The sequence below is a fragment of the Methylobacterium persicinum genome, assembly GCF_022179525.1.
In the GTDB taxonomy this organism is placed as follows: Bacteria; Pseudomonadota; Alphaproteobacteria; order Rhizobiales; family Beijerinckiaceae; genus Methylobacterium; species Methylobacterium persicinum.
The window spans coordinates 71,677-97,991 of sequence record NZ_BPQX01000037.1 but is presented as its reverse complement, the minus strand read 5'-3'; the positions used below and the strand labels follow the sequence as shown (position 1 = coordinate 97,991).

Here is a 26,315-nt window from a genome sequence, read left to right as displayed (position 1 = left end):
TCCCGAATCCGATACGTCATGGACGCTTCGACCGGCACGCCTGACGACGAGCCGGGACTTCCCGGGCTCAAGGCCACGCCCTCGCAGGCCGCACCCTACCGGGTCCTGGCGCGCAAATACCGCCCGACGCATTTCGGCGACCTGATCGGCCAGGAGGCCATGGTCCGGACGCTGGGCAACGCCTTCGCGGCCAAGCGCATCCCCCAGGCGTGGATGCTGACGGGCGTCCGCGGCGTCGGCAAGACCACGACGGCCCGCATCCTCGCCCGCGGCCTCAACTACGCCCGCGCCGGCGTGCCCGATACCGGGCCGACCGTGGACATGCCGGAGCTCGGCCTGCACTGCCAGGCGATCATGGAATCCCGGCACATGGACGTGCTGGAGATGGACGCCGCCTCGCATACCGGCATCGACGACGTACGGGCGATTATCGACGGCATTCGCTACGGGCCGGTCTCGGCCCGGTACAAGGTCTACATCGTGGACGAGGTCCACATGCTCTCGGAGAAGGCGTTCAACGCCTTCCTGAAGACTCTGGAAGAGCCCCCGCCCCACGCCAAGTTCATCTTCGCCACCACCGAGATCCGCAAGGTTCCGGTGACGATCCTGTCCCGCTGCCAGCGCTTCGACCTCCGCCGGGTCGAGGCGCCGGTGCTGCGCGCGCACCTCGCCCGCATCTGCGCCGCCGAGGGAGTGAGCGTGGAGGAGGAGGCCCTGAACGCCCTCGTCCGGGCCGCGGAAGGGTCCGTGCGCGATTCGCTGTCGATCCTGGATCAGGCCATCGCCCACGGAGCCGGGATGGTTTCGGCACAGGGCGTGCGGGACATGCTCGGCCTCGCCGACCGGGCCCGGATCGTCGACCTGTTCGAGGCGGTGATGCGCGGCGCCGTACCCGCCGCCTTCGCCGAGTTGCGGGCGCAATACGATTCCGGCGCCGATCCCGCGGTGGTGATGTCGGACCTCGCGGCCTTCACCCACCTCGTCACCCGCCTCAAGATCGTCCCAGATGCCGCCGCGGACCCGACGCTCAGCGAGACCGAGCGCCGACGCGGCGCGGAGTTCTCTCAGGCCCTCTCCGTCCGGGCCCTGTCGCGGGCATGGCAGATCCTGCTGAAAGCGATCCCGGAGGTTCAGGCGGCCCCCCGGCCCCTGGCGGCGGCGGAGATGGCTATCGTCCGTCTCGCTTACGCCGCGGACCTGCCGACGCCTGACGAGGCCCTTCGCAGGCTCCGGGACGACGCGATTGCCAACGGCGAAGGCGAGCCGAGGCCGGCTGTACTGCCTTCCTCCGCCCCCGAAGCCGGGCCCGTGGCCAGGATGCTTCCGCCGTTGACGGATCAGGCTTCGCCCGTTCCGGCGCGGGGGTCCTCCGCCGCCCAGGCCGTCGCCGTACCGATGCAGGCCAATTCCGTGCCTGCACGGCCGGTTCCGGCCCGCGGCCCCACCCTCGCGACCGATGCCGGGCCAAAGCTTCAGCGCTTCGAGGATGTCGTCGCCCTGGCCGAGGCCCGCCGGGACATCCTGCTCAAGACGGCCCTGGAGCGGGACGTGCATCTCGTCCGCTTCGAGGAGGGGCGGATCGAGTTACGTCTGGCGGCTGGCGGTCGCTCGAGCCTCGCCAACGACTTGTCCGCCGCGCTCACCGCATGGACCGGACGCCGCTGGATCGTGTCCCTCTCGCAGGAGGAAGGCGCCCCGACCCTGGCGGAGGATATCCGGGCGGCGAGCGAGTCGCGGCGCGAGAATGCCGCTGCCGATCCCTTCGTCCGCGAGGCCCTCTCGCGCTTTCCCGGAGCGGAGATCGTGGATGTCCGCGAGACCGCGTCCGAGGCCAGGGCCACCGCGGAGGAGGAGATCCTCGGCGATGCCGACGCCGCCCGCGCGGAGGAGGCGGAGAGCGATGACCTCTGATCGGGGGGAACCCGGCGGCGCCTCCGCGATTGCGAGCGCAGCGGCGGGCGACAGGAAGCCCCGGCGATCCGGGTTCACCCGCAACCACCGAGACGACGCGACGAGGAGCCGAGCATGCGCGACCTGATGGGCATCATGAAGCAGGCCCAGGCCATGCAGGAGAAGATGGCCGGGGTTCAGGCCGAACTCGACACCGTCGAGGTCGAGGGAGCTTCCGGCGGGGGTTCGGTGCGCGTGACCATGACCGCCAAGGGCCAGCTGCGCCGGGTCAGCATCGACCCTGCACTCATGGTCGCCGACGAACGGGAGATCCTGGAGGATCTTGTCGTCGCCGCCTGCAACGATGCCCGCGGCAAGGCGGAGACGGTCATGCAGGAGCGCATGGCCGAGCTGACGAAGGGTCTGCCCCTGCCCCCCGGCATGAAGCTGCCGTTCTAGCCCCCGTCCGGCCGCACCCCGAATGGGCGTGACGGAGACCGGGGCCATGCTCCCCACGGGGCTCGACCCGGAGAGCCTCGTCTTCGCCTGTGCGGAGTCCAGCGCCCATGCGGGGGCGAGCTTCCCGCAGGCGGCCGATCTCTACGCCGCCATGCGCGGCCGACTCTGTGAGCGGACGCGATCGATCGCGACCCTGTTCCCGGCTTATTCCTACCGGCGGCCCGCACCGCGCCTGCTGACCGGGCCGGACGGGCCGGGCATGGAGTCCCTCTCCCACTGGTTCGGCGAGTTGGACGAGGCGTATCGCGATTTCCCCGCGACGGTGCTCTGCGAGACCCGGGATAGCCGCCTCGGCGGCAATGTCCTCCACTACCGGGAGGGGGGCGACCTCCGGGTGCTCTACGAGACCCACCGCCTCAGCGACCTGAAGATGATCGAGGCGGTCGGCATCGGCGCCGACCGGGTGGACGAGCACCTCGACGCGGACGGGCTGTACTTCCTCTTGGGCTCGGTCGGTTCGTTCAATTATGGCCACTGGCTGATCGACGATCTGCCGCGGCTCGAAGGGTACTTCGTCCTGCGCCGGCTCCATCCGGGCAAAACGATCACGATCCTCATGCCCGCCTACAACGCGCATATGGACGAGGTGAGACGGCGGATGATCGCCCTCCATCTCGGGCACGAGCGCGGCTGGCGGGCGGTATTCTACGACCGGACACGGGTCTACGCCCTGCCGCAACTTTACTTCGCGACACCCTGCAGCCAGGAGCCCTACGGCAAGTCGCCCGCGGCCGTGGCGACCGTGAGGGCACGCCTGCTCCGGCAGACGCGTCTCGCCCGGACCGAGGCGGCGCTCCGGCATCTGCCGTCGCCGGGGGAAGGCCGGCGCCTGTTCGTGGACCGGTCGGGGGACCGGGGCCGCACCCTCATCAACCGCGCGGAGGTGATCGCGGCCGTGGAGCGGCGCGGCTTTCGGGTAATCGACCCGGAGCGGTTCAGCCCACGCCAACAGATCGTGCAGTTCGCCCGGGCGCGTCTGGTGGTCGGGCTCGCGGGGGCGGCGATGACCAATACGATCTTCAGTCCGCCGGGCGCGCGGATCCTGTATCTCGCCCCCGACAGCGGCTGGGTCGATCCGTTCTTCTGGGACCTCGCCGCGGTGTGCGGCCAGTCCTATTCGGCCATCCACGGGCGCTGGAGCGACCGGGAGGACATCATCGCCCGCCGGGACTTTTCCGTGTCGGTGCCGGACTTGGAAGTCGCCTTGGACGGGCTCTGAGGCGCGCTCCCCTGCCCGACACCCTCACCGTCATTGCGAGGCGAAGCCGAAGCAATCCAGGGCGCGACCCATCCGGATGGGGCAGCGCCGGCTGGATTGCTTCGGCTTCGCCTCGCAATGACGGCGGGGGCGGGCGTCCTCCCCCGCCCGGCGGGGGAGGACGTGAAAGCTCAGGCCGCGATGACTCGACCGCTCAGGCCGCGATGACTCGACCGCTCAGGCCGCGATGACTCGACCGCTCAGGCCGCGATGACCCGACCGCTCAGGCCGCGATGGCCTGGGCGCTCGGGCCGGCGGCGCGGACATCCGCGTCGACGTGGTTCTCGAAGCGCTTGAAGTTGTCCTCGAACATCTTCACGAGGCGCGCCGCCGTCTCGACGAAGGCGCTCTTGTTCGCCCAGGTCTTCACCGGCTGCAGGATATGCGGCTCGACGCCCGGCACGAAGACCGGCACCGCGAAGCCGAAATACGGGTCGCGGCGGAACTCGGCGTTGGAGAGCGAGCCGTCCAGGGCCGCCGTGAGGAGGCGGCGGGTGACCCGGATCGGCATCCGGCGACCGGTGCCGACGCCGCCACCGGTCCAGCCGGTGTTGACGAGCCAGCAATCGACGCTGTGCTTGGCGATCAGGTCACGCAGCAGATTGCCGTAGGTGCTCGGGTGCCGCGGCATGAAAGGAGCGCCGAAGCAGGTGGAGAAGGTCGCCTCCGGCCCGGTCAGGCCGCGCTCGGTGCCCGCCACCTTGGCGGTATAGCCCGAGAGGAAGTGGTACATCGCCTCGGCGCCCGTCAGCTTGGCGATCGGGGGCATCACGCCGAAGGCGTCGCAGGTCAGCATCACGATGTTCTTCGGATGCCCGGCCCGGCCGGTGCTGCTGGCGTTGGCGATGAAGTCGAGGGGGTAGGCGCAGCGGGTGTTCTCGGTGCGCGAGGCATCGTCGAAGTCCGGGACGCGGGTCACCGGATCGATCACCACGTTCTCCATCACCGTGCCGAAGCGCTCGGTGGTGGCGTAGATCTCCGGCTCGGCATTGCGCGAGAGGCGGATGGTCTTGGCGTAGCAGCCGCCTTCGAAGTTGAAGATGCCCTCGTTCGACCAGCCGTGCTCGTCGTCACCGATGAGCTGGCGGGAGCTGTCGTTCGACAGGGTGGTCTTCCCGGTGCCCGAGAGACCGAAGAAGATCGCGGAGCCGCCGTCGGGGTTGAGGGCGGCGTTGGCCGAGCAGTGCATCGGCATCACGCCCTGGCCGGGCAGGATGTAGTTCAGGTAGGTGAAGACCGACTTCTTCATCTCGCCGGCATAGGCGGAGCCGCCGATCAGCACGAGCTTCTTGGAAAAGTCGATGGCGATGACGGTCTTGGACCGGCAGCCGTGCCGGGCGGGGTCCGCCTGGAAGCTCGGCAGGTCGATGATCGTCATGTCGGGGACGTAGGCCGCGATCTCGGACCGGTCCGGCCGGATCAGCAGGTTGCGGATGAACAGCGAGTGCCATGCGAACTCGGTGAAGACCCGCGCCTTCACCCGGTGGGCCGGGTCGGCACCGCCGTAGAGATCCTGGGCGAACAACTCCTTGCCCTCGGCATGTTTCAGGAAATCCTGGCGCAGGGTCTCGAACTGCTCGGGGGTGATGGCCCCGTTGTTGTCCCACCAGATCTCGTTCTCGGTGCCGGCATCGCGCACCACGAACTTATCCTTGGGCGACCGGCCGGTATGCGTACCGGTGGTGGCGACGAGCGCGCCGCCGCGGGCGAGTTCGCCTTCCTTACGGGTGAGAGCCTCCTCGTAGAGCCGGGGGGCCTCGAAGTTCCAGCGAACGGCCTTCAGGTCGCGGAAGCCGGCCGCCTCGGCGCCATGGGCCGCATTGAAATCACCGATGTTGTCCAAGTGCGTATCTCCCGGGCACCTGCGCGCGGCGCAATCTCGACGGGCCACGGCGCTGCCGTTCCCACTCTGGCCGGAGACATGGCGCGCGTGTCCCAAGGACCTTTTCCGCGCGAGCCCGTCACCGACCGGCTCCCCGTTGCGTAGACGGCGAAGCGGCGCCGTCAATATGACCTTCGTAGTGGCCTCGCAACGTGATCGTCTTGATTGAATACACGAAGCGGGGTGAAACGTCATGGATTTCAACACAGCAAGCCCTCAGTAACCTCAACGGAGGCCCACTTCCAAAGACCATTACAAATTCCACGAATTCTCTCACATGCCGGTGGAAATAGGCCCGAGCGCTTCCCGGGGTCGCACCGTCTTCCCCTCGGGCCGGGAGCGTTCTAGACCGGCGGACCGCGCCGTCCGACAATTGGCGGAGCCGTCCTCAACCGACGAGACCCGATGCCCCAAGCCGTCGCCGGCCCGGAGATCGAGCGCCTGATCCAGCTCCTGGGTCGTATGCCGGGCCTCGGCCCGCGATCGGCCCGCAGGGCCGCGCTCCAGCTCATCAAGAAGCGGGACACCCTCCTGGCCCCCCTCGCGGAGGCCATGCGCATCGCCTCCGAGCGGATCGTCGTCTGCTCCCAATGCGGCAACGTCGATACCTGCGACCCCTGCACCGTGTGCCGTGACCCGGAACGGGACCCGACGACGCTGGTGGTGGTGGAGGATGTGTCCGACCTGTGGGCTTTGGAACGTTCGGGCGCCGTCCGGGCGCGCTACCACGTCCTGGGCGGCGTGCTCTCGGCCCTCGACGGCGTGCGGCCCGAGCACCTCAACATCGCCCGGCTGGTCGAGCGGGCCGCCGACCCTGCGGTGGGCGAGGTGATCCTGGCGCTGAACGCCACCGTCGATGGGCAGACCACCGCCCACTACATCACGGAGGCGATCAGGCATTTGGACCGCAAGATCACGCGGCTTGCGCACGGGGTGCCGGTGGGCGGCGAGCTGGACTATCTCGACGAGGGCACCCTCTCCGCCGCCATCCGCAGCCGGACGGTGTTCTAGGGGCGGACTACAACCCTACCGTCATTGCGAGCGCAGCGAGGCAATCCAGGGAAGTAGGCCGCCCCCGAACGTGGCGCCTCTCTTGATTGCGTCACTCCAATCGCAACGACGGACGATACGACAGAGGGTGAGAGGGTGGTCCACAGGCATCTGGTATTTGACCACCCTCCGGCATCGCCATATTGCCAGGACAGATTTGGGCGCCCGCCAGCGCCGCTCCGGTAGACGCCATGACAATCCGCCCCCTCGTGATCCTCCCCGATCCGCAGTTGAAGCTCGTGTCCGAGCCCGTCGGTCCCGTGACGGACGAGGTCCGCACCCTCGTCGCCGACATGTTCGAGACCATGTACGACGCCCCCGGCGTCGGCCTCGCGGCGATCCAGGTCGGTGTCGCCAAGCGCGTCATCACCATCGACACGTCCAAGGAGGAGGGCGTCCGCGAGCCGCGGGTCTTCATCGATCCGGAGATCACGTGGTCGTCGGAGGAGAAGCGGGTCTACGACGAAGGCTGCCTGTCGATCCCGGAATATTACGGCGAGGTCGAGCGCCCGGACCGGGTGCGGGTGAAGTTCCGCGACCTCGACGGTAAGGAGCGCGAGATCGAGGCCGGCGGCCTCCTCGCCACCTGCATCCAGCACGAGATCGACCACCTGAACGGCATCCTGTTCATCGATCACCTGTCGAAGCTGAAGCGCGACCGGGTGATCAAGAAGTTCACCAAGGCGGCCAAGCGCGACGCCGCCTGAGGCACTGCCATGCGCGTCGTCTTCATGGGCACCCCGGATTTCGCGGTGCCAACCCTGGCGCGGCTCGCCGCGGATGGGCACACCATCGTCGCCGTCTACACAAGGGCGCCGGCCAAGGCCGGTCGCGGCATGAGCCTGCGCCCCTCGCCGGTCCATGCGGTCGCCGATAGCCTCGGGGTCCCCGTGCTGACGCCGTCGACCCTGCGCACGCCGGGGGCCGCGGAGACCTTCGCGGGGCACGCTGCCGACGTGGCCGTGGTCGTCGCCTACGGGATGCTCCTGCCCCCGGCGATCCTCGACCTGCCGCGGCACGGTTGCCTGAACCTGCACGGCTCTCTCCTGCCGCGCTGGCGGGGCGCGGCGCCGATCCAGCGCGCCGTGATGGCCGGGGACGCCGAGAGCGGCGTCGGCGTGATGCGCATGGAGGCGGGCCTCGATACCGGCCCGGTGGCCCTGGAGGCGCGGGTGCCGATCACCCCGGGCATGACCGCAGGCGAGTTGCACGACGCCCTGATGCCCCTGGGGGCCGGGCTGATGGCAGAGGCCCTGAAGTCCCTCGACGGCGGCAGCGGCCTGACCTTCACGACCCAGCCGGCCGACGGGGTGGTCTACGCCCACAAGATCACCAACGACGAGGCGCGGATCGACTGGTCGCAGCAAGCCGGGGAGATCGCCGCCAGGATCAACGGCCTGTCGCCCTTCCCCGGGGCGTTCTTCGAGGCCGATCTCGGCAAGGGGCCGGAGCGGGTGAAGGTGCTGCGCGCCCTCCCCGCCGGGGGCGACGGTGAGCCTGGCACGCTTCTGGACGCGGATGGCACGATCGCCTGCGGGGCCGGCGCGGTGCGCCTCCTCGAACTCCGCCGGGCCGGCAAGGGCGGCAGCGCAACCGGCGCAGAGTTCGTCCGCGGGGCGCGGCTGGCCCCTGGGGCGGGGCTGGGATGACATCGCCCGCGCCCGGCGCCTGACATGCCCCGCTACAAGCTCGTCATCGAGTACGACGGCGGCCCGTTCTGCGGCTGGCAGCGGCAGTCGGACGATCCGACCGTGCAGGGCGCCATCGAGGCTGCCATCCTGCGCTTCTCCGGCGAAGCGGTCCGCCTGACCTGCGCCGGGCGCACCGATGCCGGGGTCCACGCGATCCATCAGGTCGCCCATTGCGATCTCACCAAGGACTGGCGCACCGACACCGTACGCGATGCCGTGAACGCCCACCTGCGCCCGAATCCGGTGGCGATCCTCTCGGCCGAGCTTGTGCCCGACACCTTCGACGCCCGGCATTCGGCGATTCGGCGCCACTACCGCTATCGCATCCTCAACCGGCGGAGCCCTTCGGCGCTGACCCGCGCCCATGTCTGGCACGTGCCCTGGCCCCTCGACCCGGAGCTGATGCACGAGGCGGCCCAGCGCCTCACCGGACAGCACGACTTCACCGCCTTCCGCGCCGCCGAGTGCCAGGCGAACAGCCCCGTGCGGACGTTGGAGCGCCTGGATGTCGCCCGGCAGCGGATGGGCTTGCAGGACGAGATCGTGATCGCGACCTGCGCCCGCTCGTTCCTGCACCATCAGGTGCGGGCGATGGTCGGCACGCTGATGCTCGCCGGCTGCCGCCGGCTCACCGCCGACGACGTGGCCGACATTCTTCGCACCGGGGATAAGACCCGCTGCGGGCCCCTTGCCCCGGCCGCCGGCCTCACCTTCGTCGGGGTGGATTACGAGTAGGGGCCACCCCGTCATTGCGAGGCGGCCCAAAGCAATCCAGAGCGCGACTGTCCGGGTGGGGCAGCGCCTCCCCGGATTGCTTCGCTGCGCTCGCAATGACGGCGCGGGTGGGACGGACGGCCCCAGCCCTCACGAAAAGTATGCGTCGAGCACCCGGCCGTAGATCGCCGTGAGCCGCTCGATGTCGGCCACGGCGACGCATTCGTCGACCTGATGCATCGTCTCGCCGACGAGGCCGAACTCGATCACCGGGCACACGTCCTTGATGAAACGAGCGTCCGAGGTGCCCCCCGTCGTGGAGAGCACCGGGTCCAGGCCGGTCTCCGCGCGGATGGCGTCGGAGACGAGGCCGACGAAGGAATCCGGCCGGGTGAAGAAGGCCGGTGAGTTAGAGGGTTGGAGGTCGAGGAGGTAGCGAACGGAATTGCCGGCTGCCTTCTCCAGGCGGCGGCGGAGCTCGGCGCCGAGGCTGTCGGACGTCCAGTCGTCGTTGAAGCGGATGTTGAACGTGGCCCGTGCCGTGGCCGGGATCACGTTGGTCGCCGTGTTGCCGACATCAATCGTCGTGAATTCGAGGTTCGACGCGTCGAAATGGGCGCTGCCCCCGTCGAGGGGTTCGGCGATCAGGGCAGTGGTCAGGCGCAAAAGTCCCGGGATGGGGTTCTCGGCCTTGTGCGGATACGCGACGTGGCCCTGCCGGCCGAGCACCGTGAGCTTGCCGGTAAGCGAACCGCGCCGGCCAATCTTGATCATTTCGCCAAGGCGGGCGGGATTGGTCGGCTCGCCCAGAAGACAATGATCGAAGCGCTCGCCGCGCTCCCGCGCCCAGGCGAGGAGCTTGACCGTCCCGTTTACCGCCGGCCCCTCCTCGTCCCCGGTGATGAGGAAGGCGATGGATCCGGGGACGGTGCCGCCCCGGTGCTCCACGAAGGCGAGCGCCGCCGCGAGCATGCAGGCGACGCCGCCTTTCATGTCCGCCGCCCCGCGGCCGTAGAGCATGCCGTCCGAGACGACGGCCCCGAACGGATCGTGCCGCCAGGAGACGGCATCGCCCACCGGCACGACATCGGTATGGCCGGCGAAGACGAGGCAGGGCCCCGACCGCCCGAGACGCGCGTACAAGTTCGGCGTGTCGGGATGACCCGCTTCGGAGAAGACCGGACGCTCGACGGAAAACCCCGCCGCTTCCAGCGCCTGCGCGACAACCCCGAGCGCCCCGGCATCCTCCGGCGTGACGGAGGGGCAGCGGATCAGGGCCTGGGCCAGGGACAGGGCAGAGGGGGGCGTGGGCATCGGGGTTATTCGCGGTGGCTCGGGCAAGAACCCTCCCCCCTCTGCGGGGGAGGGTGGCCCCCGGAGGGGGTCGGGAGAGGGGAGCGACGGTTCAGGATGAGGGGTTGGGCGCGGTCCATCCTGACCCCGCGCTCCCCTCTCCCCCCTGCTTCGCAGAGTACCCTCCCCCGCAGAGGAGGGAGGGAGAGGTTGCATCGCGCCCCCTACTTCATCACCACCACCTGCGCATCGCCGTGGCGGCGGAGCACGCTCACCGTGACGTCGCCGTCGTAGCACTGGAAGCGCAGATCCAGCCGGGAGTCCCGGAGCTTGACGTTGTAGAGCGTCACGCCATCCAGGAAGTCCGGCAGGATCGGGTTCTTGAGGAGCACCCGGTTGCGGTCGTGGTCCAGTTCCAGGCCGAGGCAGGCGGCGAGGAAGGCGAAGGGCGCCGCCGCTGCCCAGGCCTGCGGGCTGCAGGCCACGGGGTAGGAGACCGGGCCCCGCTGCGGGCGGCGCATGAAACCGCAGAACAGCTCCGGAAGGCGCTTCTGGTCCTGATAGAGGGACGTGTCGAACATCCCCTTGAAGATCCGCGCTGCCCCGTCCTTGAGGTCGTAACGCGCCAGCCCCATGGCGATCAGCGCGTTGTCGTGCGGCCAGATCGAGCCGTTGTGGTACGACATCGGGTTGTAGCGGGCCTCGCCCTTGGCGATGGTGCGGACGCCCCAGCCATTGAACCCGTCGTTGCAAAGCAGAGTCTCCGCGACCCGCGCCGCCCGCTCGGGCTTGGCGATGCCGGTGAAGAGGGCATGGCCGGCGTTGGAGGAGCGCACGGCGCATTGCTTCTTGGCGCCGTCGAGGGCGAGGGCATAGGTGCCCATTTCCTCGTTCCAGAACGCCGTGTCGAACGTCTCCCGTAGAGCGTCCGCCTCGCCGGACAGCCGCTCGGCCATGTCGCCGTGGCCGAGATGGGCGGCGAGCCGGGCCATGCCGTGCTTGGCGGCGTAGACGTAGCCCTGCACCTCGCACAGGGCGATCGGGCCCTTAGCGAGTTGGCCGTCGGCGTGGAAGATCGAATCGTGGCTGTCCTTCCAGCCCTGATTCTCCAACCCTTTCTCGGTGTCCCGCGCATATTCCACGAAACCGTCGCCGTCCCGGTCGCCGTACTTGTCCATCCAGGCGAGGGCGAGCTCGAGGGCGGGCCAGATATCCTTGATCGTCTGCAGATCGCCGGAGACGAGGTAGTATTCCCAGGCCAGCATCACGAAGAGCGGCGTGCCATCGATCGTGCCGTAGTAATGGCGGAACGGCACCTCGCCGAGCATGGCCATCTCGCCGCGCCGGGTCTCGTGCAGCACCTTGCCGGGCTGCGCGTCGGCGGCCGGGTCGACCACCTTCGCCTGGGTCGAGGCGAGGTAGCGCAGGACGCCCCGGGCGAATTTCGGATCGATCCAGAGGGCCATCATCGCCGTGATGATGCCGTCTCGGCCGAACACCGTGGAGTACCAGGGGATGCCGGCGAAGGGGTAGATCCCCTCCGGCGTGCGGCTGGCCAGCATGTAGAGGTCGGCCGTCGCCCGGCACAGGCCCTCGTTGAATTGGTCGTTGGACGAAATGATCGTGGTGATGCCTGCGGTCAGGGCCCGCAGATCCCGGCGTGAATCGCGGTAGGCCCGGGCGAAGATCATCCCCTCGCCCAGCCCCTTCGGATGCTTGGCGGCCGTGCCGCCGTTGGCCACCAGGGTGAGGCGGGCGGCGGCATCCTCGCCGACCATGTCGTCGGCCGGAGGCTTGGTGAAGGCGCGGTGCGATTCAAACACCACCCGGATGAACAGCGAGGTCTGGGCACCGGGCGAGAGGGAGATGTCGAACTCGGCCCGGCCGGGCTCAAGCACCGCCGGCGTCGGCCCGAAATGCAGGCTCGTAGTGCGCACCATATCGTCCAAGCCGACATAGCGGAATTGCACCTCGGTCGGGCTGGCGACCAGCACGCCGCGCTTGCCGCGCTCCTTGCGATCGGTGCCGCGCACCTCGAACAGGTCGCGGTAATCGGCATCGAAGGTGACCGACACCCGCAGGCGGCGGTGCTTCGTGTCGTAGCTGCGCAGGCCGATCCGGTCGTAGCAGGCGCCCCGGAACAGGAACTTCGTGCGCTCGATGGCCACCGTCTCCCGGGGAATCGAGGTCTCGTCGTGGGCGTCGAGGCGGATGTCCGGGGTCGTCATGTCGACGCTCAACGCGCCGTTGTCGTCCTGCATGACGGACGAGAGCATCAGGGGCCGCTGCCCCTCGATCTTCACTTCCAGGCGGGAGAGATACCGCGTGTCCTGGAAGTAGAGCCCCTCCGGCCCCGGCTGCACGCCGATGTCGCCGTAGGAATCGAGGACCCCGAAGGCCTCGCCGAACTTGAGGGAGCGCAGGGGGCGCTCGACCAGGGAGGTCTGGGCCTCGATGTGATAGGTCGGCAGGACCTCGTCCGCGTCCTGGAAGCCCCGCCCGAGGGGGAAGGCCGTTTGGCCGGATGATGCGGTCGCGACTATGTCGTCCTTCGCGGGATCAGTCTTTGCCGCCATGCAGGCATCTCCGGGTACTGTGGTGACGAATCGAGAGGGCCGCCGCATCGGCCTCGATGCGGCGGCCCTTTCTCAAGCAGTCGGATGAGTCGCTTTCGCGACGCTAGGACGGGCCACCGGTCCCTCGCAAGCCCGGTGCCGCCCGAAGGATGCCGTCAGGCCGGGAAGGCGGCGGCCGGCATCGGCGGCCGGGACGCACCATTGACGTCCACCGGCTGCGGCCTGAACGCCGACTTCGGCAGGCGGATCACGTCGGCCGAGCGGGAGAGAAGCTCCTCGTAAGCCGAGACGTATTTCTGGACCATGCGCTCGGCAGTGAACCCGCCCTCGAAGTGACGGCGTACGCCGGCCCGGCTCATGGTCTTGACCTTCGCGACGGCGGCGACGGCATCGTCCATGTCATCGCACAGAACGCCGCTGACGCCGTCGGCGATCACCTCAGGGACGGAGCCGTTGCGGAACGCGATCACCGGCGTGCCAGCCGACATCGCCTCGATCATGACGAGGCCGAAGGGCTCCGGCCAGTCGATCGGGAAGGCGAGCGCCAGGGCGTTGCCGAGGAAGTCCTTCTTCTGCTCCTCGTTGATCTCGCCGATGAACTCCACCAGCGGGTTGTGGATCATCGGCTCGATGACTTCGTTCCAGTAATCCTGGTCCGCCTTGTCGACCTTGGCGGCGATCTTGATCGGCGTGCCCGAACGGATCGCCATCTCGATGGCGCGGTCGGGGCGCTTCTCGGGCGAGATGCGGCCGAGGAAGGCGAGATAACCGCCCTTCGCATCGGGGTAGTACGGGCAGTTCTGCGCCGGCAGACCGTGATGGATCGTGGACAGCCAGTTCACGTTCGGGGGCATCGGCAGGCGCTGGTTGTCGGAGATCGACACCAGCGGCATGCCCGTGAACGTCCGGTAGACGGGCATGAAGTCCGGCACGTCGAGGCGGCCGTGCATCGTGGTGATGCACTTGTGATTCATGTCCTCGAACATCGGGTACTGAAGCAGATCGATGTGGAAGTGCAGGATATCGAACTCTTGCGCCCGGCGATGGACCTGATGCAGCATCGCGAGGTGGCTCGCCGTATGGTCGCGGTAGCCCAGCAGGCGCAGGCCTTCCGGCGTGCAGGCTGCGAGTTTCGCAGAGGTCTCGGAATCGCCGCTCGCGAACAGGGTCACGTCATGGCCCTGGCGGACCAGCTCTTCCGTAATCCAGCTGACGACACGCTCTGTGCCGCCGTAGAACTTCGGAGGGACCGCCTCCGAGAGCGGAGCAATCTGAGCAATGCGCACGAAGTGTCTCCTTGGTGACCGACTTTGAGCTGGGTCTAGCGGGGTCGGCCTGAGCGGGACATGAATGAAACGGAAAGCCAAGGTTATGGTTCCTGAACGCTGGCCGGTCACGGCGACTTGAGCCGGTGGGGCGCCCCATCCCCGCTTTCCTCTGCCTTTTGCCCCGGCATTCCGCGGGTGCGGCCAGCCCCCTTGCTTTTTCCCGGCGGCGCACGAGGCCGTTGCCGTTGCGTGCGGTTTCTGCCATAAGCCGCACCGCGTCGAACCGCCCGGCCGATCAAGGGCTGCCGTGGCGGTTCATGCTGCTCCATCAGAAGCACCATCGCGCAAACACAACCCGGTCCTCGCGGGCCTGTTGTCGTTTCGCGCACCACGGAGAGCCAAATGCCCAAGCTGAAGACCAAATCGGGCGCCAAGAAGCGCTTCAAGATCACCGGCACCGGCAAGGTGATGTACGCCCAGGCCGGCAAGCGCCACGGGATGATCAAGCGGACGACGAAGCAGATCCGCAACCTGCGCGGCACGACCACCCTGTTCGAGGGTGATGCCGCCAACGTGAAGAAGTACTTCCTGCCGAACGCGCGGTAAGTCTTCACGAACGCCGATACTGTCTGAAGTCGAAATCCAGGAGATAACCGATGGCCCGCGTCAAGCGCGGCGTGACCAGTCACGCGAAGCACAAAAAAGTTCTGAAGGCCGCCAAGGGCTATTACGGCCGGCGCAAGAATACGATCCGCATCGCCAAGCAGGCGGTCGAGAAGGGCATGCAGTATGCCTATCGCGACCGGAAGAATAAGAAGCGCACGTTCCGCGCCCTCTGGATCCAGCGCCTCAACGCGGCGGTCCGCGAGCACGGGCTGACCTATTCGCGCTTCATCAATGCCCTGGCGCTGTCCGGCATCGTGGTGGACCGCAAGGCCCTGTCCGAGCTCGCCATCCACGAGCCGGCCGCCTTCGCCGCCGTGGTCGAGAAGGCCAAGGCCGCAATCCCGGCCCAGCCGGAGAAGAAGGCCGCCTAAGGCGCGCCTTTCGCTGGTGAATGACGGAAGGCGCGGCACCGTGAGGGTGCCGCGCCTTCGTTGTATCTGAACCATGCCGCTCCGTCATTGCGAGCGCAGCGAAGCATTGACGGCTGGCCGAACGGGGTGAGCTGCGCAAAACCCGTTTGCGGGCTTGCGCGATTGCACACGGCGCGCAAAAGCAAACCCGTCGGCGGCATGGCCCGCGCGATCCGAATGAAGCGATGACCGATCTCGACAGCCTCGAACGCGATCTCCTGGACCAAATCTCTGCGGCCCCCGACGAGGGTGCCCTGGAAACCGTGCGCGTCGCCGCCCTCGGCAAGAAGGGCAGTGTATCGGAGCTCCTGAAAACGCTCGGCGCCATGACGCCCGACGAGCGCAAGGAGCGCGGGCCCCTCATCAATGGCCTTCGCGACCGGGTCTCCACGGCGCTGACCGCCCGCAGGAGCGATCTCGCCGAGGCTGCCCTGGAAGCCCGCCTCGCCTCGGAACGGGTGGACGTGACGCTGCCCGTCCGCGAGGCACCGGAGGCCCGCGGGCGGATCCACCCGATCAGCCAAGTCATCGACGAGGTCACGGCGATCTTCGCCGACATGGGCTTCGCCGTGGCCGAGGGGCCGGACATCGAAACAGACGAGCTGAACTTCACCGCCCTGAACTTCCCGCCGGGCCACCCGGCGCGGGAGATGCACGATACGTTCTTTCTCGCCCCTGACCGGGACGGGAAGCGCAAGGTGCTGCGGACCCACACCTCGCCGGTCCAGATCCGCACGATGCGCTCGCAGGAACCGCCGATCCGGGTCATCATCCCCGGCCGCACCTACCGGCATGATTCGGACCAGACCCACACGCCGATGTTCCATCAGGTCGAAGGTCTGGTGATCGACAAGGCGGCCAACATCGCCAACCTGAAATGGGTGCTGGAGGAGTTCTGCAAGGCGTTCTTTGAGGTCGATGCCGTGAAGATGCGCTTCCGGCCTTCCTTCTTCCCCTTCACGGAGCCCTCGGCGGAGGTGGACATCCAGTGCTCGCGCAAGGGCGGCGAGATCCGGTTCGGCGAGGGGACGGACTGGCTTGAGATCCTCGGCTGCGGGATGGTGCATCCCAACGTCCTGCGCAATTGCGGCCTCGATCCGGATGCGGTGCAGGGCTTCGCCTTCGGTGTCGGCCTCGACCGGATCGCCATGCTGAAATACGGCATGCCCGACCTGCGCCCGTTCTTCGAGGCGGATGTCCGCTGGCTCGATCACTACGGCTTCCGCCCCCTCGACGTGCCGAGCCTCGTGGGCGGGCTGACGAGTTAAGGGGGCCTGAGCGATGACGGAAGCCGAGATCGAAGGGGTCGTCTCTCAGGCGGTCAGGCGCCGGTTTCCGGCCGCCGACCAGGAGGGCGTCGATATCCGCGTCTTCGATGACTTCGACGGCGAGCAGATCCTACGGGTGACCGTCCACTACAAGACGCGGCCGGCGCCCCGTCCCGAGATGGTGAGCATCGTGCACGACATCCGGGACGCTCTCATCGCCATGGGCGAAGAGCGGTTCGTCCTGCTGACGAACGACATCATGGACGAGCGGCAAACCACCCCCGACACGGACTGAACCATGGCCATCTTGGAGGAGCGAATGCTCCAGCTGGCAGACGAGATGATTACGGGGCATCCGACAGGTTCGGCGGCGAAGCGTCGTGCCGTCAGCACCGCCTATTATGCCGTCTTTCACGCCCTGGCGAAAACCTGCGCTAAGACCTTGCTGGGAGAAGATGCGGAGACGACCGCCTATGAACGTGCCTACCGGGCCCTCGATCATGGCTCGCTGAAGAACGCGTTCCAGCAATCGGACAGCCCGCTCAAGCGCAGCGAGGATCTGAAGCGCCTTGGCGACATCATCGTCCCGCTTCAAACTGCGAGGATGATCGCGGATTACGCGCCGCCGAAAGTCGAACTCTACGAGGCGAATGTCGCGCCGGACCGGGTGAATGAGGCACGCCGCTTCATCGACCTGATCGGCCAGCTCTCGCAGACGGATCGACAGACGCTGGCGACCCACCTTCTCTTCCAAGTCAGACAAAAATGAAATTCACCCTCTCCTGGCTCAAGGACCACCTCGACACCGGGGCGACCCTCGACATCGTCGCCGAGACCCTCACCCGTATCGGGTTGGAGGTCGAAGGCATCGAGGACAAGGCGGCGACCCTGGCGCCGTACGTCGTGGCCCACGTCCTCACCGCCGAGCAACACCCCAACGCCGATCGGCTGCGGGTCTGCTCGGTCGATACCGGCGAAGGGTCGCCCGTGCAGGTGGTCTGCGGCGCGCCGAACGCCCGCGCGGGGATGCGCACCGTGTTCGCCCCGCCCGGCACCTACGTGCCTGGCAAGAACATCAACCTGTCGGTGGGCAACATCCGTGGCGTCGAGAGCCGGGGCATGCTCTGCTCCGCGGCCGAACTGGGCCTCGGCGAGGACCATGACGGGATCATCGATCTGGCCACCGACGCGCCGGCCGGCACGCCCTACGCGGCCTTCGCCGGCCTCGACGACCCGGTGATCGAGATCAACCTCACCCCGAACCGGCCGGACTGCACCTCCGTCCACGGCATCGCCCGGGATCTCGCCGCGGCGGGCCTCGGGGTGCTGAAACACGAGGCCGCCGCCCCGGTTCGAGGCGAGGGGCCGTGTCCCGTCGGGGTCGTGCGCGATCTTGATCCCGCCGATGCCGGGCTCTGCCCGCTCTTCGCCCTCCGCCTCGTGCGCGGCGTGACGAACGGCCCCTCTCCCGCCTGGATGCAGGCGCGCCTGCGGGCCATCGGCCTCCGCCCGATCAACGCGCTGGTGGACATCACGAACTACGTCACCTTCGACCGCGGTCGACCGCTCCACGTCTTCGACGCCGCCAAGGTGAAAGGCGCCCTCACGATCCGCCGGGCGAGGACGGGCGAAACCCTGCTCGCCCTCGACGGGAAGACCCATACCCTGACCGACGACACCGTGGTGATCGCGGACGAGTCCGGCGTGGAATCGATCGCCGGCATCATGGGCGGCGAAGCCTCCGGCTGCAACGAATCCACCACCGACGTGCTGATCGAATCGGCCCTGTGGGATCCCGCCAACATCGCCCAGAGCGGGCGGCGGCTCGGGATCGTCACCGATGCCCGCTACCGGTTCGAGCGGGGGGTCGATCCGCTCTACACCCTGCCGGGGCTCGACCTCGCGACCAAGCTCGTCCTCGACATCTGCGGCGGCACCGCCACCCAGTCCGTCGTCTCGGGCGAGCCGCCGGAAACGGAGCGGATCATCGATTTCCCCTGGACCGAGGTGAAACGCCTCGCCGGCCTCGATCTCCCCCGGGCCGAGATGAAGGTGACGCTGGAGGAACTCGGCTTCCACGTTTCGGGCACCGGCGACCGGGTGAAGGTGCTCACGCCGTCCTGGCGCCCGGACATCGAGGGCAAGGCCGACCTCGTGGAGGAGGTGATCCGCATCGCCGGCCTCGACCGGATCGAGGCGAAGCCCCTGCCCCGCCCCGCCGGGATTGGCCGCGCCTTGCTCACGCCGATGCAGAAGCGCACCCGCACCGCCAAGCGGGCGCTGGCGAGCCGCGGCCTGATGGAAGCGGTGACGTGGTCGTTCATCCCCCAGGCCGATGCCAAGCTGTTCGGCGGTGCCGGGGCGGATCTGCGGTTGGCCAACCCCATCGCGTCCGACCTGTCGGACATGCGGCCGAGCCTCGTGCCGGGCCTCCTTCGGGCCGCCCAGCGCAACGCCGACCGGGCCTATCCGGACGCCGCCCTGTTCGAGGTGGGCCAATGCTTCGCCTCCGATGAGCCGGAAGGGCAGACCACCCGTGCCGCGGGAGTGCGGCGGGGGACGGCGACGCTCCTCGGCGCGGGACGCCACTGGGACGGGGCCACGCGCAGCGTCGATGCCTTCGACGCGAAGGCCGACGCCGTGGCGCTGCTCGCCAGCCTCGGCGTGCCGACTGGCGGTCTCCAGATCACGGCCGGCGGCCCGGCCTGGTTGCATCCCGGCCGGTCTGGCACCCTGCGCTTCGGGCCAAAGACCGAGATCGGGTGGTTCGGCGAGATCCACCCCCGGGCAATGCAGGCCCTCGATCTCAAGGGCAGTCTCGTGGCCTTCGAGCTGATTCTCGATGCCCTGCCACTGCCGAAGCACAAGCCGACCAAGGCCAAGCCTGCCCTGGTCCTGTCCGAGTTCCAGCCCCTGACCCGGGATTTCGCCTTCGTCGCCAGCCGGGACGTCGCCGCCGCGGACATCGTCAAGGCAGCTCAGGGGGCCGAACGCAAGCTGATCACCGGCGTGGAGGTGTTCGACCTCTACGAGGGGCCGGGCGTAGCGGAGGGCGCAAAGTCCATCGCCATCGCGGTTCGGCTGCAGCCCATCGACAAGACGTTGACCGATGCGGAAATCGAGGCGGTGAGCGCCAGGATCGTCGCGGAGGTCACGAGGCGCACCGGGGCGACCCTAAGGGGCTGAACGCCATGACCGCCGAGACGACTGCCCTTGCACTGCTGATCGAGGATCTCGCCGGGGCGGTCCATTTGCCAGCAGGCGCCCTGCGCAAGGCCCTGGAGCATCAGGACGCCATCGCGACGGCGACGTTGCCGCTTCTGGAGAAGGCTGCGACGGGCGACGAACTCGATGAGCGGGACGCGAACCTCCTGTTCTGGGGTCTGCATGTGATGGCGCAGGCCCGGGACAGCCGGGCCTTACCCCCGCTGCTGAGCCTCCTTCGGCAGGACATCGAGATCGTCGAGGCGGTGCTCGGCGATGCCGTGACGGCGACACTGCCGCGGGTTCTGGCGAGCCTGTTCGATGGCCAAACCGACCCGCTGTTCCGCCTGATCCTCGACAGCAGTCTCGACGACACGATCCGGCAATCGGTTCTCACCGCCTGCTGCACCCTGTGCATCGCCGGCCGGATCGAGCGCGAGGCGCTGCAGAGGCTTCTCGTGCGGTTCGATGACGCCCAGGCTGCCATCGAAGGCGACATCGGCTGGAGCGCCTGGGAGGAGGCCATCGCCGTCCTCGGCCTGCGCGACCTCGCGCCCCGCGTTGAGGCTGCGCGCAAGGATGGGCGGATCGACAAGGAGTTCAGCGATCCGGAATGGTTCCGGGACACCCTCCGGGAGGCCGAGCGGCATCCGCACGATTTCGACCGCCTGCCCCCGGACCAGTACGGCTACCTCGACGATGCCATCGCCGCCCTCGACTGGACCCGCGAAGGCTTCGGCGAGCCCCAGCGTAACCCGTTCAAGGATGTGGGCCGGAACGATCCCTGCCCCTGCGGCTCGGGCCTGAAGTTCAAGAGATGCTGCCTCGGCAAGGTGGAGGCCGAAGCCCCCTGGGCGCCCCCCGCGGCATGAGCGCGACGCCCCCACACGGTGTTCCCCTCAAGGAGGCGGTGGCCGTGTGGGCGCGGATCGCAGCCCTGTCCTTCGGCGGCCCGGCCGGACAGATCGCGGTGATGCACCGGATCATCGTGGACGAGCGGCGGTGGGTCGATGAAGGCCGTTTCCTGCACGCCCTCAACGTCTGCATGCTGTTGCCCGGTCCCGAGGCGCAGCAGCTCGCCACCTATCTCGGCTGGCTGATGCACCGAACCCTCGGCGGCGTGATCGCGGGGGTGCTGTTCGTCCTGCCGGGCGCCGTCTCGATCATGGCGCTGTCGATCATCTACGCCCTCTATGGGCAGGTGCCGGCCATCGGCGCGCTGTTCTTCGGCCTCAAGGCCGCGGTCCTGGCCATCGTGCTGCAGGCGGTGCTGCGGGTGGGCCGCCGGGCGCTGCGCACCCGGGCGCAATGGGTGCTCGCCGCCGCGGCCTTCGTGGGCATCTTCGTGTTCGCCCTGCCCTTCCCGGTCATTGTGCTCGGCGCGGGGCTGATCGGCTTCGCCGCCGCGCGGGCCGGCTCGACGGCCTTCGCCGGAGGGGCGCCCCACGAGACGGGAGCGAGCCTGCTCGGCGACGCGCTGCCTGCCCACACGCGCGACCGGCGGGGGGCCTTCCGGGTGGCCGCCATCTGCCTTGCCCTGTGGCTCGTGCCGGTCGGGACGATCGTGGCCGTTCTCGGCCCCGGTGACGTCTTCGCGCGGATCGCGACCTTCTTCTCGACGATGGCCGTGGTGACCTTCGGCGGGGCCTATGCCGCCCTCGCCTACGTGGCGCAGCAGGCGGTCGAGAGCTTCCACTGGCTCCAGCCCCGGGAGATGCTCGACGGGCTCGGCCTTGCGGAGACGACGCCGGGACCGCTCATCATGGTGATGCAGTTCGTGGCCTTCCTGGGCGCCTACCGCAATGCCGGCACCCTGGCGCCGTTGACCGCGGGCATCCTCGGCGGCCTGCTCGCCACCTGGGTGACCTTCGTGCCGTGCTTCCTGTTCGTGTTCCTGGCGGCGCCCTTCGCCGAGAACCTGCGGGGCAACAGGCTCGTCGTCGGCGCCCTCAACGCGGTGACGGCGGCGGTCGTCGGGGTGATCCTCAACCTCGCGGTGTGGTTCTCCCTGCATACGGTCTTCCGGGAGGTTCGGTCGATGCACGGACCGGGCTTCAGCGTCGATGTGCCGGTCATCGGCAGCCTCGACCCCGCCGCCCTGCTCCTGTCGCTCGCTGCAATCCTGGCCACGCTGCGGTTCGGGGCGGGTCTGGCCACCGTCCTGGGCGGCTGCGCCGCGGCGGGGTTTTTGCTCTACCTCGCCGGCTACGCCACGGGGTGAGTGGGGAGCAACCCCGGTCACACGTCTTTGCGAGCGCAGCGAAGCAATCCAGGGACGCGCTACATCTGGATAGGACCCGCTGCCCTGGGTCGCGTCACTGCGTTCGCGATGACGACGGCGCGCGTCGCAACCACCGCCGTATTTGCGAGCGAAGCGGAGAAATCCAGGAAGGCGCCACCCTGGAACCGGCCCGCTTCCCGACCTCCCGTAAAAGCTCAGTTCCGCCGCAACAGCCGCTCGAAGTAGTCCAGCTCTTCCTGCGGGCGGCTCGGGTCGCCGAGCTTGCGCCGCAGCTCCTCCATGATCCGGCGGGCCCGCTGGACTGCCGATTCGTCGGCGGTCGGCACACGGACGCGGCCGTCGCTCATCTCCTTGCCGCGGGTCGGACGCCCGAGGGGATCGTCGTCCCGGGCGCCGGCCTGCCCTTCCTGGCCGGGCTGCTGGCCCTCCCCCTGCTGACCCTCACCCTCCCCCTGGGCCATCTCCTGCATCTGCTGCGCCATGCCGTCGGCGCCGCGCTGCAGCCCGTCGAGGGCACGGCCCTGGGCCTCGGTGGCCTCACCCTGATCGCCCTGCTTGAGGGCTTCCTCGGCTTCGCGCATGGCGTCCTCGGCGTCGGAGAGGCCCTGCTCGCCGCGCATGCCGTTCTCCTTCATGCGTTGCTCAAGGTCCTGCAGCCGCTGGCGCAGGGCCTGCTGGCGGTCGCCGGGGCTGCCCTTCTGGCGCTGACCCTGCTTGCCCTGTTGGCCTTGCTGCCCCTGCTCGCCCTGTTCGCCGGGTGAACTCTGCTGTCCCTGTTGCGGCGGCTGACCGCCCCGCTGCCCCTGCTGTGGCTGTTGCTGGCCGCGGTTGGAGGGGCGTTGGCCGTTGCGCTGCTCCTGGCCATCGCGGAACGTCTCGTCGCGGAGGTCCTGCTGGTCGCGGGTCATCTGGTCGAGGTCGCGCATCTGCCGCTGCATCTGCTTGGCCGCCTCGTTGCCGCGCGAGCCCTTCTGTGCGGTCTGCAGGTTCTCCAAGATGTTGCGAAGCTGTTCCATCAGACGCTGCGCCTCGGCGGTGTCGCCGCGCTGCATCGCCTCGGTCATCTGCTGGATCATCTTGTTGAGATCGTCCGGCGTGACGGTCTTGGAATTCTGGTTGTCGCTGCGCTGCTGGCTCTGCTGGCCGGGCTCCTTGCCCTGCTTCTGAGCCATCTCTGACAGGAACTTGTCGAGGGCCTGCTTCAGATCCTGCGTCAGGCGCTTGATCTCCTCGTCGGGAGCGTTCCGGTCGATGGCCTCCTTGAGCCGGTCCTGCGCCTGCCGCAGCTGCTTTTCGGCATCGGACAGGTCGCCGTCCTCGATCTTGAGGGCCATCTCCCACAGCAGATCGGCCACCCCGGTGAGGTCCGCGTCGGTGCTGGCCCGGCGGAGGCGGCTCGCGGCCGTCCGCAGGCCGAGGAAGACAGCGGGCTGGGGCGTGAACAGATCTGGGGCGATCAACAGGGCGTCGAGCCCGGCCTGGACCCGGGAGCGTCCGCCGTCCGGCTCGGTCACGAGGCGCCGCCGCTCCTCCGCCAGGGCGCGGGCGAGCGGGTCGCGGAAGGGGCGGCCCGGGAGGGTCATCTCCGAGACGGGGGTCTTACCCTCCTGTCCAGCCTCGTCCTTCACGGTGATGTGGAAGCGCACCCGGGCCCCGGCCCAGGGGCTGTCGGTGAGGTCCACCAGGGACTTCGTGTCGGCCTGCCCGCTCGGATCGGCCGGCAGCGCGAGGTTGATCCGCGGCGGCGGTGCGAGGGAACGGCCCGGCTTCAGGGGCTCGACGATTCCTTCGGCGGAGGCGATGCCGTAATCGTCCTTCGCCCGGTAGGTGAGGTTGAATGTACCGCGCCCGTTCACCTCAGGGCCGCCGACGAGGGTGACCTCCGGCGGGTGATCGGGGATCGCGTCGATGGTGAGGTGCTGGATGCCCGCCGGGGTCGAGAGGGTCAGTTCCGCCCCGCCGGTGATGCGGAAGCGGTCCTCCCGAAGGTCCGGACGCGGCGCCTGGCCCGGCACGGACGCGAGACCGCGGCCCGGCGTCAGCTTGGTCAGGGCGTCCTGGCCCTCCCCGGCGATGCGGATGATGATCTGCGAGTTCACCGGCGCCCGAAGGTGCTGGTCGCCCGCGCCGATGGAGACGGACAGCGGCGGCATCCGCGTGTAGAGCGGCGGATCGATCCAGCCGTCGATGCGGAAGTTCGGGCCCGGCACTGGAGGAGTCGTCCAGTCGAAGGCGGCCCCGAGACGCTGGCGCCATTCCGGCCCGGCGACGAACAGCGCGGCCACGGTGGCTACGATCAGGCCGGCGCGCAGCGCGAAGGGATCCCGCCGGACCATCCCCGGCCGGGGATGGCCGACCCGCAGGGACGCCACGGCCCGGGCCGCCCGGACCCGGTGCAGCTCCCACAGGGCACGGCTGCCGGCATCGGCGGTGCCGACGGCGAGCACATCTTCGGCCGCGGAGGCCGGCCCGTGGGCGAAGATCGGATCGCGGCCGGCGGCTTCCCGGTCGAGACGCGCGAGGGCGGCGCTCCGACCCGGACGCGGGATCCTGATTAGGGGAATCAGCGTTGCGACGAGGCCGACCGCGAAGGCTGCGAGGCCGAGCTTGCGCCAGAGCGGGGTGAGATCGAGCCAAACACCGGCCCAGGAGACGGCGAGGAAGGCCAGGATGAGTCCGAGGCTGCGCCACAGGATCGGCCACGCGGCCTCCCAGAGGACGACGGCCTTCGCTTGTGAGACGAGGCGATCGAGCCGTGCGGCCTCGCCGGACTTCGCCCGTCCGCCGCCACGCGCACCGTCACCGCCTTGGCTGCTATTCACGCTGCCCAATCCGCCGACCCGCCTCGGCGCCCTGGCGCCCATCCCGGAAGGCTAGCATGGTGGCCCCGACCCGACGCCGGGTCAAATCGGCGCTATCGTGCGGCGTAGCCGGCCGGTGCCGGCTGCCGTCTCAGGCGTGCGACTGGATGAAGTTGCGCACCTGCGGATAGATCTGATTCTCCCATTTCCGCCCGGCGAAGACGCCGTAGTGCCCCACCCCGGCCTGCAGATGATGGCTGCGCATGTAGGGCGGCAGGCTGGAACACAGGTCATGGGCGGCCATGGTCTGGCCGACAGCGCAGATGTCGTCGCGCTCGCCCTCGACAGTCATCAGTGCGGTCTTGCGCACCGAGCGCATATCGACCGCCTCGCCGCGCCACGTCAGTTCGTTCTTGGCGAGGGTGTAGTCCTGGAACACGGTCTTGACCGTCTCGAGGTAGAAATCGGCGGCGAGGTCGAGCACCGCAAAATACTCGTCGTAGAAGGTCTCGATGGCGGCGGCCTTATCGTCTTCGCCGTTGGCGAAGTGCCAGAACAGGTCCGTATGGCCCTGAACATGGCGCTTGGCGTTCATCGACATGAAGGCCGAGACCTGCACGAAGCCGGGATAGACCCGCCGGCCGGCACCCTTGTGGCGGGCCGGGACCGTGGCGATCAGATTTTGCTCGAACCATTCGATGGGTTTCGACGTCGCTAGCTCGTTCACCCCGGTCGGGTTGATGCGGCAATCGACCGGCCCGGCCATCAGGGTCATGCTGCGCGGGGCAGCGGCGTCCTTGGTCTGGGCCATCACCGCAGCGGCCACCAGGGCCTGCACGGCCGGCTGGCAGACGGCGACCAGATGCGATCCTTCGCCCATCGTCCGGAGGAAGCGGACGAGGTGCGCCACGTAATCGTCGAAGCCGAAGCGCCCCTCGGCCAGGGGCACGTCCCGGGCGTTATGCCAGTCGGTGATGTAGACGTCGTGGTCCGGCAGCATGGTCCGCACCGTCGCGCGCAGCAACGTCGCGAAATGGCCTGAGAGCGGCGCCACGACCAGCACCTTCGGCTGTTCGGTCACAATGTCCTTGCGGAAGCGCAGCAGCGTGCCGAAGGCGGTGACCTCAACCTTTTCCTCGGCGACCGACACCTCGCGGTTGCCGACCATGACCGTGTCGATCCCGTAGGCGGGCCGGGCGAAGGTCAGGCCCGTCCGCATCATCATGCGCGCGCCGGCCGACATCCAGTTCATGGGCTGGCCGAACGAGGCCCAGGGCGTCCAGGCCGAATCCAGCAGCCGACCCCAGCCCCTCATCTGCTCCGCCATATCGGATTGCAGATCGAACGCATCGTACAGCATGGGTCGGGAGCTCACGGCTGCGCGGCCCGGCTGGCGGGCGAAGAAACCAGGGGGAGGCGCCTGCCTCGGGGTCGAAAGCGTCAGCATGGCCCCCAACGATGTGCCGCGCCCGGCCGTCCGGCAACTCCCCCTTAGGAGAGTACCCTCCCAAAACCGCTCGCCTGTGGCAACGATGCACCTGTTTTAGTGCGTAATCCCCCAAAAAAACTGCCGGCGCGCAGGT

21 protein-coding genes are annotated in these 26,315 nt (G+C 68.7%); 15 read left to right on the top strand and 6 right to left on the bottom strand.

Annotation, left to right across the window (positions count from 1 at the left end; genetic code table 11):
• Nucleotides 1–18 precede the first annotated feature (18 nt).
• From MFF22_RS16560 to MFF22_RS16550, 3 genes are all read left to right on the top strand, one after another.
• The gene (locus MFF22_RS16560; RefSeq protein WP_238250078.1) at nt 19–1,911 is read left to right on the top strand and encodes a DNA polymerase III subunit gamma/tau; all 1,893 of its coding nucleotides are present in this window, start codon (nt 19–21) and stop codon (nt 1,909–1,911) included.
• Between the two features lie 114 nt (nt 1,912–2,025).
• Nucleotides 2,026–2,349: a YbaB/EbfC family nucleoid-associated protein gene (locus tag MFF22_RS16555; protein ID WP_238250077.1), complete on the top strand. Its 324-nt coding sequence runs from the start codon at nt 2,026–2,028 to the stop codon at nt 2,347–2,349.
• A 46-nt stretch (nt 2,350–2,395) separates the two neighbouring features.
• Nucleotides 2,396–3,628 carry a glycosyltransferase family 61 protein gene (locus MFF22_RS16550; protein WP_238250076.1) on the top strand — a complete coding sequence of 411 codons (1,233 nt, stop codon included), beginning with the start codon at nt 2,396–2,398 and terminating at the stop codon, nt 3,626–3,628.
• A gap of 262 nt (nt 3,629–3,890) precedes the next feature.
• On the opposite strand, the gene MFF22_RS16545 is transcribed toward MFF22_RS16550, so the two are convergent.
• Nucleotides 3,891–5,510: a phosphoenolpyruvate carboxykinase gene (locus tag MFF22_RS16545; protein WP_238250075.1), complete on the bottom strand. Its 1,620-nt coding sequence runs from the start codon at nt 5,508–5,510 to the stop codon at nt 3,891–3,893.
• Between the two features lie 444 nt (nt 5,511–5,954).
• On the opposite strand from MFF22_RS16545, the gene recR reads away from it, so the two are divergent.
• The 4 genes from recR to truA all read left to right on the top strand — a co-directional run bounded on the left by recR (nt 5,955) and on the right by truA (nt 9,025).
• Nucleotides 5,955–6,560 carry a recombination mediator RecR gene (gene recR / locus MFF22_RS16540; RefSeq protein ID WP_238250074.1) on the top strand — a complete coding sequence of 202 codons (606 nt, stop codon included), beginning with the start codon at nt 5,955–5,957 and terminating at the stop codon, nt 6,558–6,560.
• 230 nt (nt 6,561–6,790) lie between these two features.
• Nucleotides 6,791–7,306, top strand: a complete 516-nt coding sequence (gene def, locus MFF22_RS16535; RefSeq protein WP_238250073.1) for a peptide deformylase — start codon at nt 6,791–6,793, stop codon at nt 7,304–7,306.
• Between the two features lie 9 nt (nt 7,307–7,315).
• Nucleotides 7,316–8,248 (top strand): methionyl-tRNA formyltransferase, encoded by a 933-nt coding sequence (gene fmt, locus MFF22_RS16530; RefSeq protein ID WP_238250072.1) that lies wholly within the window; start codon nt 7,316–7,318, stop codon nt 8,246–8,248.
• Between the two features lie 24 nt (nt 8,249–8,272).
• Nucleotides 8,273–9,025: a tRNA pseudouridine(38-40) synthase TruA gene (gene truA, locus MFF22_RS16525; RefSeq protein WP_238250071.1), complete on the top strand. Its 753-nt coding sequence runs from the start codon at nt 8,273–8,275 to the stop codon at nt 9,023–9,025.
• 129 nt (nt 9,026–9,154) lie between these two features.
• Here truA and dapE read toward each other — a convergent pair whose 3' ends face one another.
• The 3 genes from dapE to MFF22_RS16510 all read right to left on the bottom strand — a co-directional run bounded on the left by dapE (nt 9,155) and on the right by MFF22_RS16510 (nt 14,159).
• Nucleotides 9,155–10,318, bottom strand: a complete 1,164-nt coding sequence (gene dapE, locus MFF22_RS16520; RefSeq protein ID WP_238250070.1) for a succinyl-diaminopimelate desuccinylase — start codon at nt 10,316–10,318, stop codon at nt 9,155–9,157.
• 203 nt (nt 10,319–10,521) lie between these two features.
• Nucleotides 10,522–12,873, bottom strand: a complete 2,352-nt coding sequence (locus MFF22_RS16515; RefSeq protein WP_238250069.1) for an amylo-alpha-1,6-glucosidase — start codon at nt 12,871–12,873, stop codon at nt 10,522–10,524.
• A gap of 155 nt (nt 12,874–13,028) precedes the next feature.
• Nucleotides 13,029–14,159: a glycosyltransferase family 4 protein gene (locus MFF22_RS16510; RefSeq protein WP_238250068.1), complete on the bottom strand. Its 1,131-nt coding sequence runs from the start codon at nt 14,157–14,159 to the stop codon at nt 13,029–13,031.
• A gap of 384 nt (nt 14,160–14,543) precedes the next feature.
• On the opposite strand from MFF22_RS16510, the gene rpmI reads away from it, so the two are divergent.
• From rpmI to chrA, 8 genes are all read left to right on the top strand, one after another.
• Complete coding sequence (rpmI, locus tag MFF22_RS16505; RefSeq protein WP_007561407.1) at nt 14,544–14,747, top strand: 50S ribosomal protein L35; 204 nt, start codon at nt 14,544–14,546, stop codon at nt 14,745–14,747.
• Between the two features lie 50 nt (nt 14,748–14,797).
• Nucleotides 14,798–15,178 (top strand): 50S ribosomal protein L20, encoded by a 381-nt coding sequence (rplT, locus tag MFF22_RS16500; protein WP_238250067.1) that lies wholly within the window; start codon nt 14,798–14,800, stop codon nt 15,176–15,178.
• A 224-nt stretch (nt 15,179–15,402) separates the two neighbouring features.
• Nucleotides 15,403–16,485 carry a phenylalanine--tRNA ligase subunit alpha gene (gene pheS, locus MFF22_RS16495; RefSeq protein WP_238250066.1) on the top strand — a complete coding sequence of 361 codons (1,083 nt, stop codon included), beginning with the start codon at nt 15,403–15,405 and terminating at the stop codon, nt 16,483–16,485.
• Between the two features lie 13 nt (nt 16,486–16,498).
• On the top strand, nt 16,499–16,780 hold the full coding sequence (locus tag MFF22_RS16490; RefSeq protein ID WP_238250065.1) for a hypothetical protein: 282 nt from the start codon (nt 16,499–16,501) through the stop codon (nt 16,778–16,780).
• A gap of 3 nt (nt 16,781–16,783) precedes the next feature.
• Nucleotides 16,784–17,254 carry a hypothetical protein gene (locus tag MFF22_RS16485; RefSeq protein WP_238250064.1) on the top strand — a complete coding sequence of 157 codons (471 nt, stop codon included), beginning with the start codon at nt 16,784–16,786 and terminating at the stop codon, nt 17,252–17,254.
• A complete protein-coding gene (gene pheT / locus MFF22_RS16480) occupies nt 17,251–19,671 on the top strand; it encodes a phenylalanine--tRNA ligase subunit beta (RefSeq protein ID WP_238250063.1) in 2,421 nt (806 codons plus the stop codon). Before MFF22_RS16485 ends, pheT begins: the two co-directional genes overlap by 4 nt.
• Before the next feature lie 5 nt (nt 19,672–19,676).
• Entirely contained in the window at nt 19,677–20,561 is an 885-nt protein-coding gene (locus MFF22_RS16475) for a DUF1186 domain-containing protein (protein ID WP_238250062.1), read from the top strand.
• The gene (gene chrA / locus MFF22_RS16470) at nt 20,558–21,910 is read left to right on the top strand and encodes a chromate efflux transporter (protein WP_238250061.1); all 1,353 of its coding nucleotides are present in this window, start codon (nt 20,558–20,560) and stop codon (nt 21,908–21,910) included. Before MFF22_RS16475 ends, chrA begins: the two co-directional genes overlap by 4 nt.
• Before the next feature lie 215 nt (nt 21,911–22,125).
• Here the strand turns inward: chrA and MFF22_RS16465 are convergent, their stop codons facing one another.
• Entirely contained in the window at nt 22,126–24,753 is a 2,628-nt protein-coding gene (locus MFF22_RS16465) for a TIGR02302 family protein (RefSeq protein WP_238250060.1), read from the bottom strand.
• 130 nt (nt 24,754–24,883) lie between these two features.
• The gene (locus tag MFF22_RS16460; protein WP_238250059.1) at nt 24,884–26,092 is read right to left on the bottom strand and encodes a polyhydroxyalkanoate depolymerase; all 1,209 of its coding nucleotides are present in this window, start codon (nt 26,090–26,092) and stop codon (nt 24,884–24,886) included.
• Nucleotides 26,093–26,315: the final 223 nt, after the last annotated feature.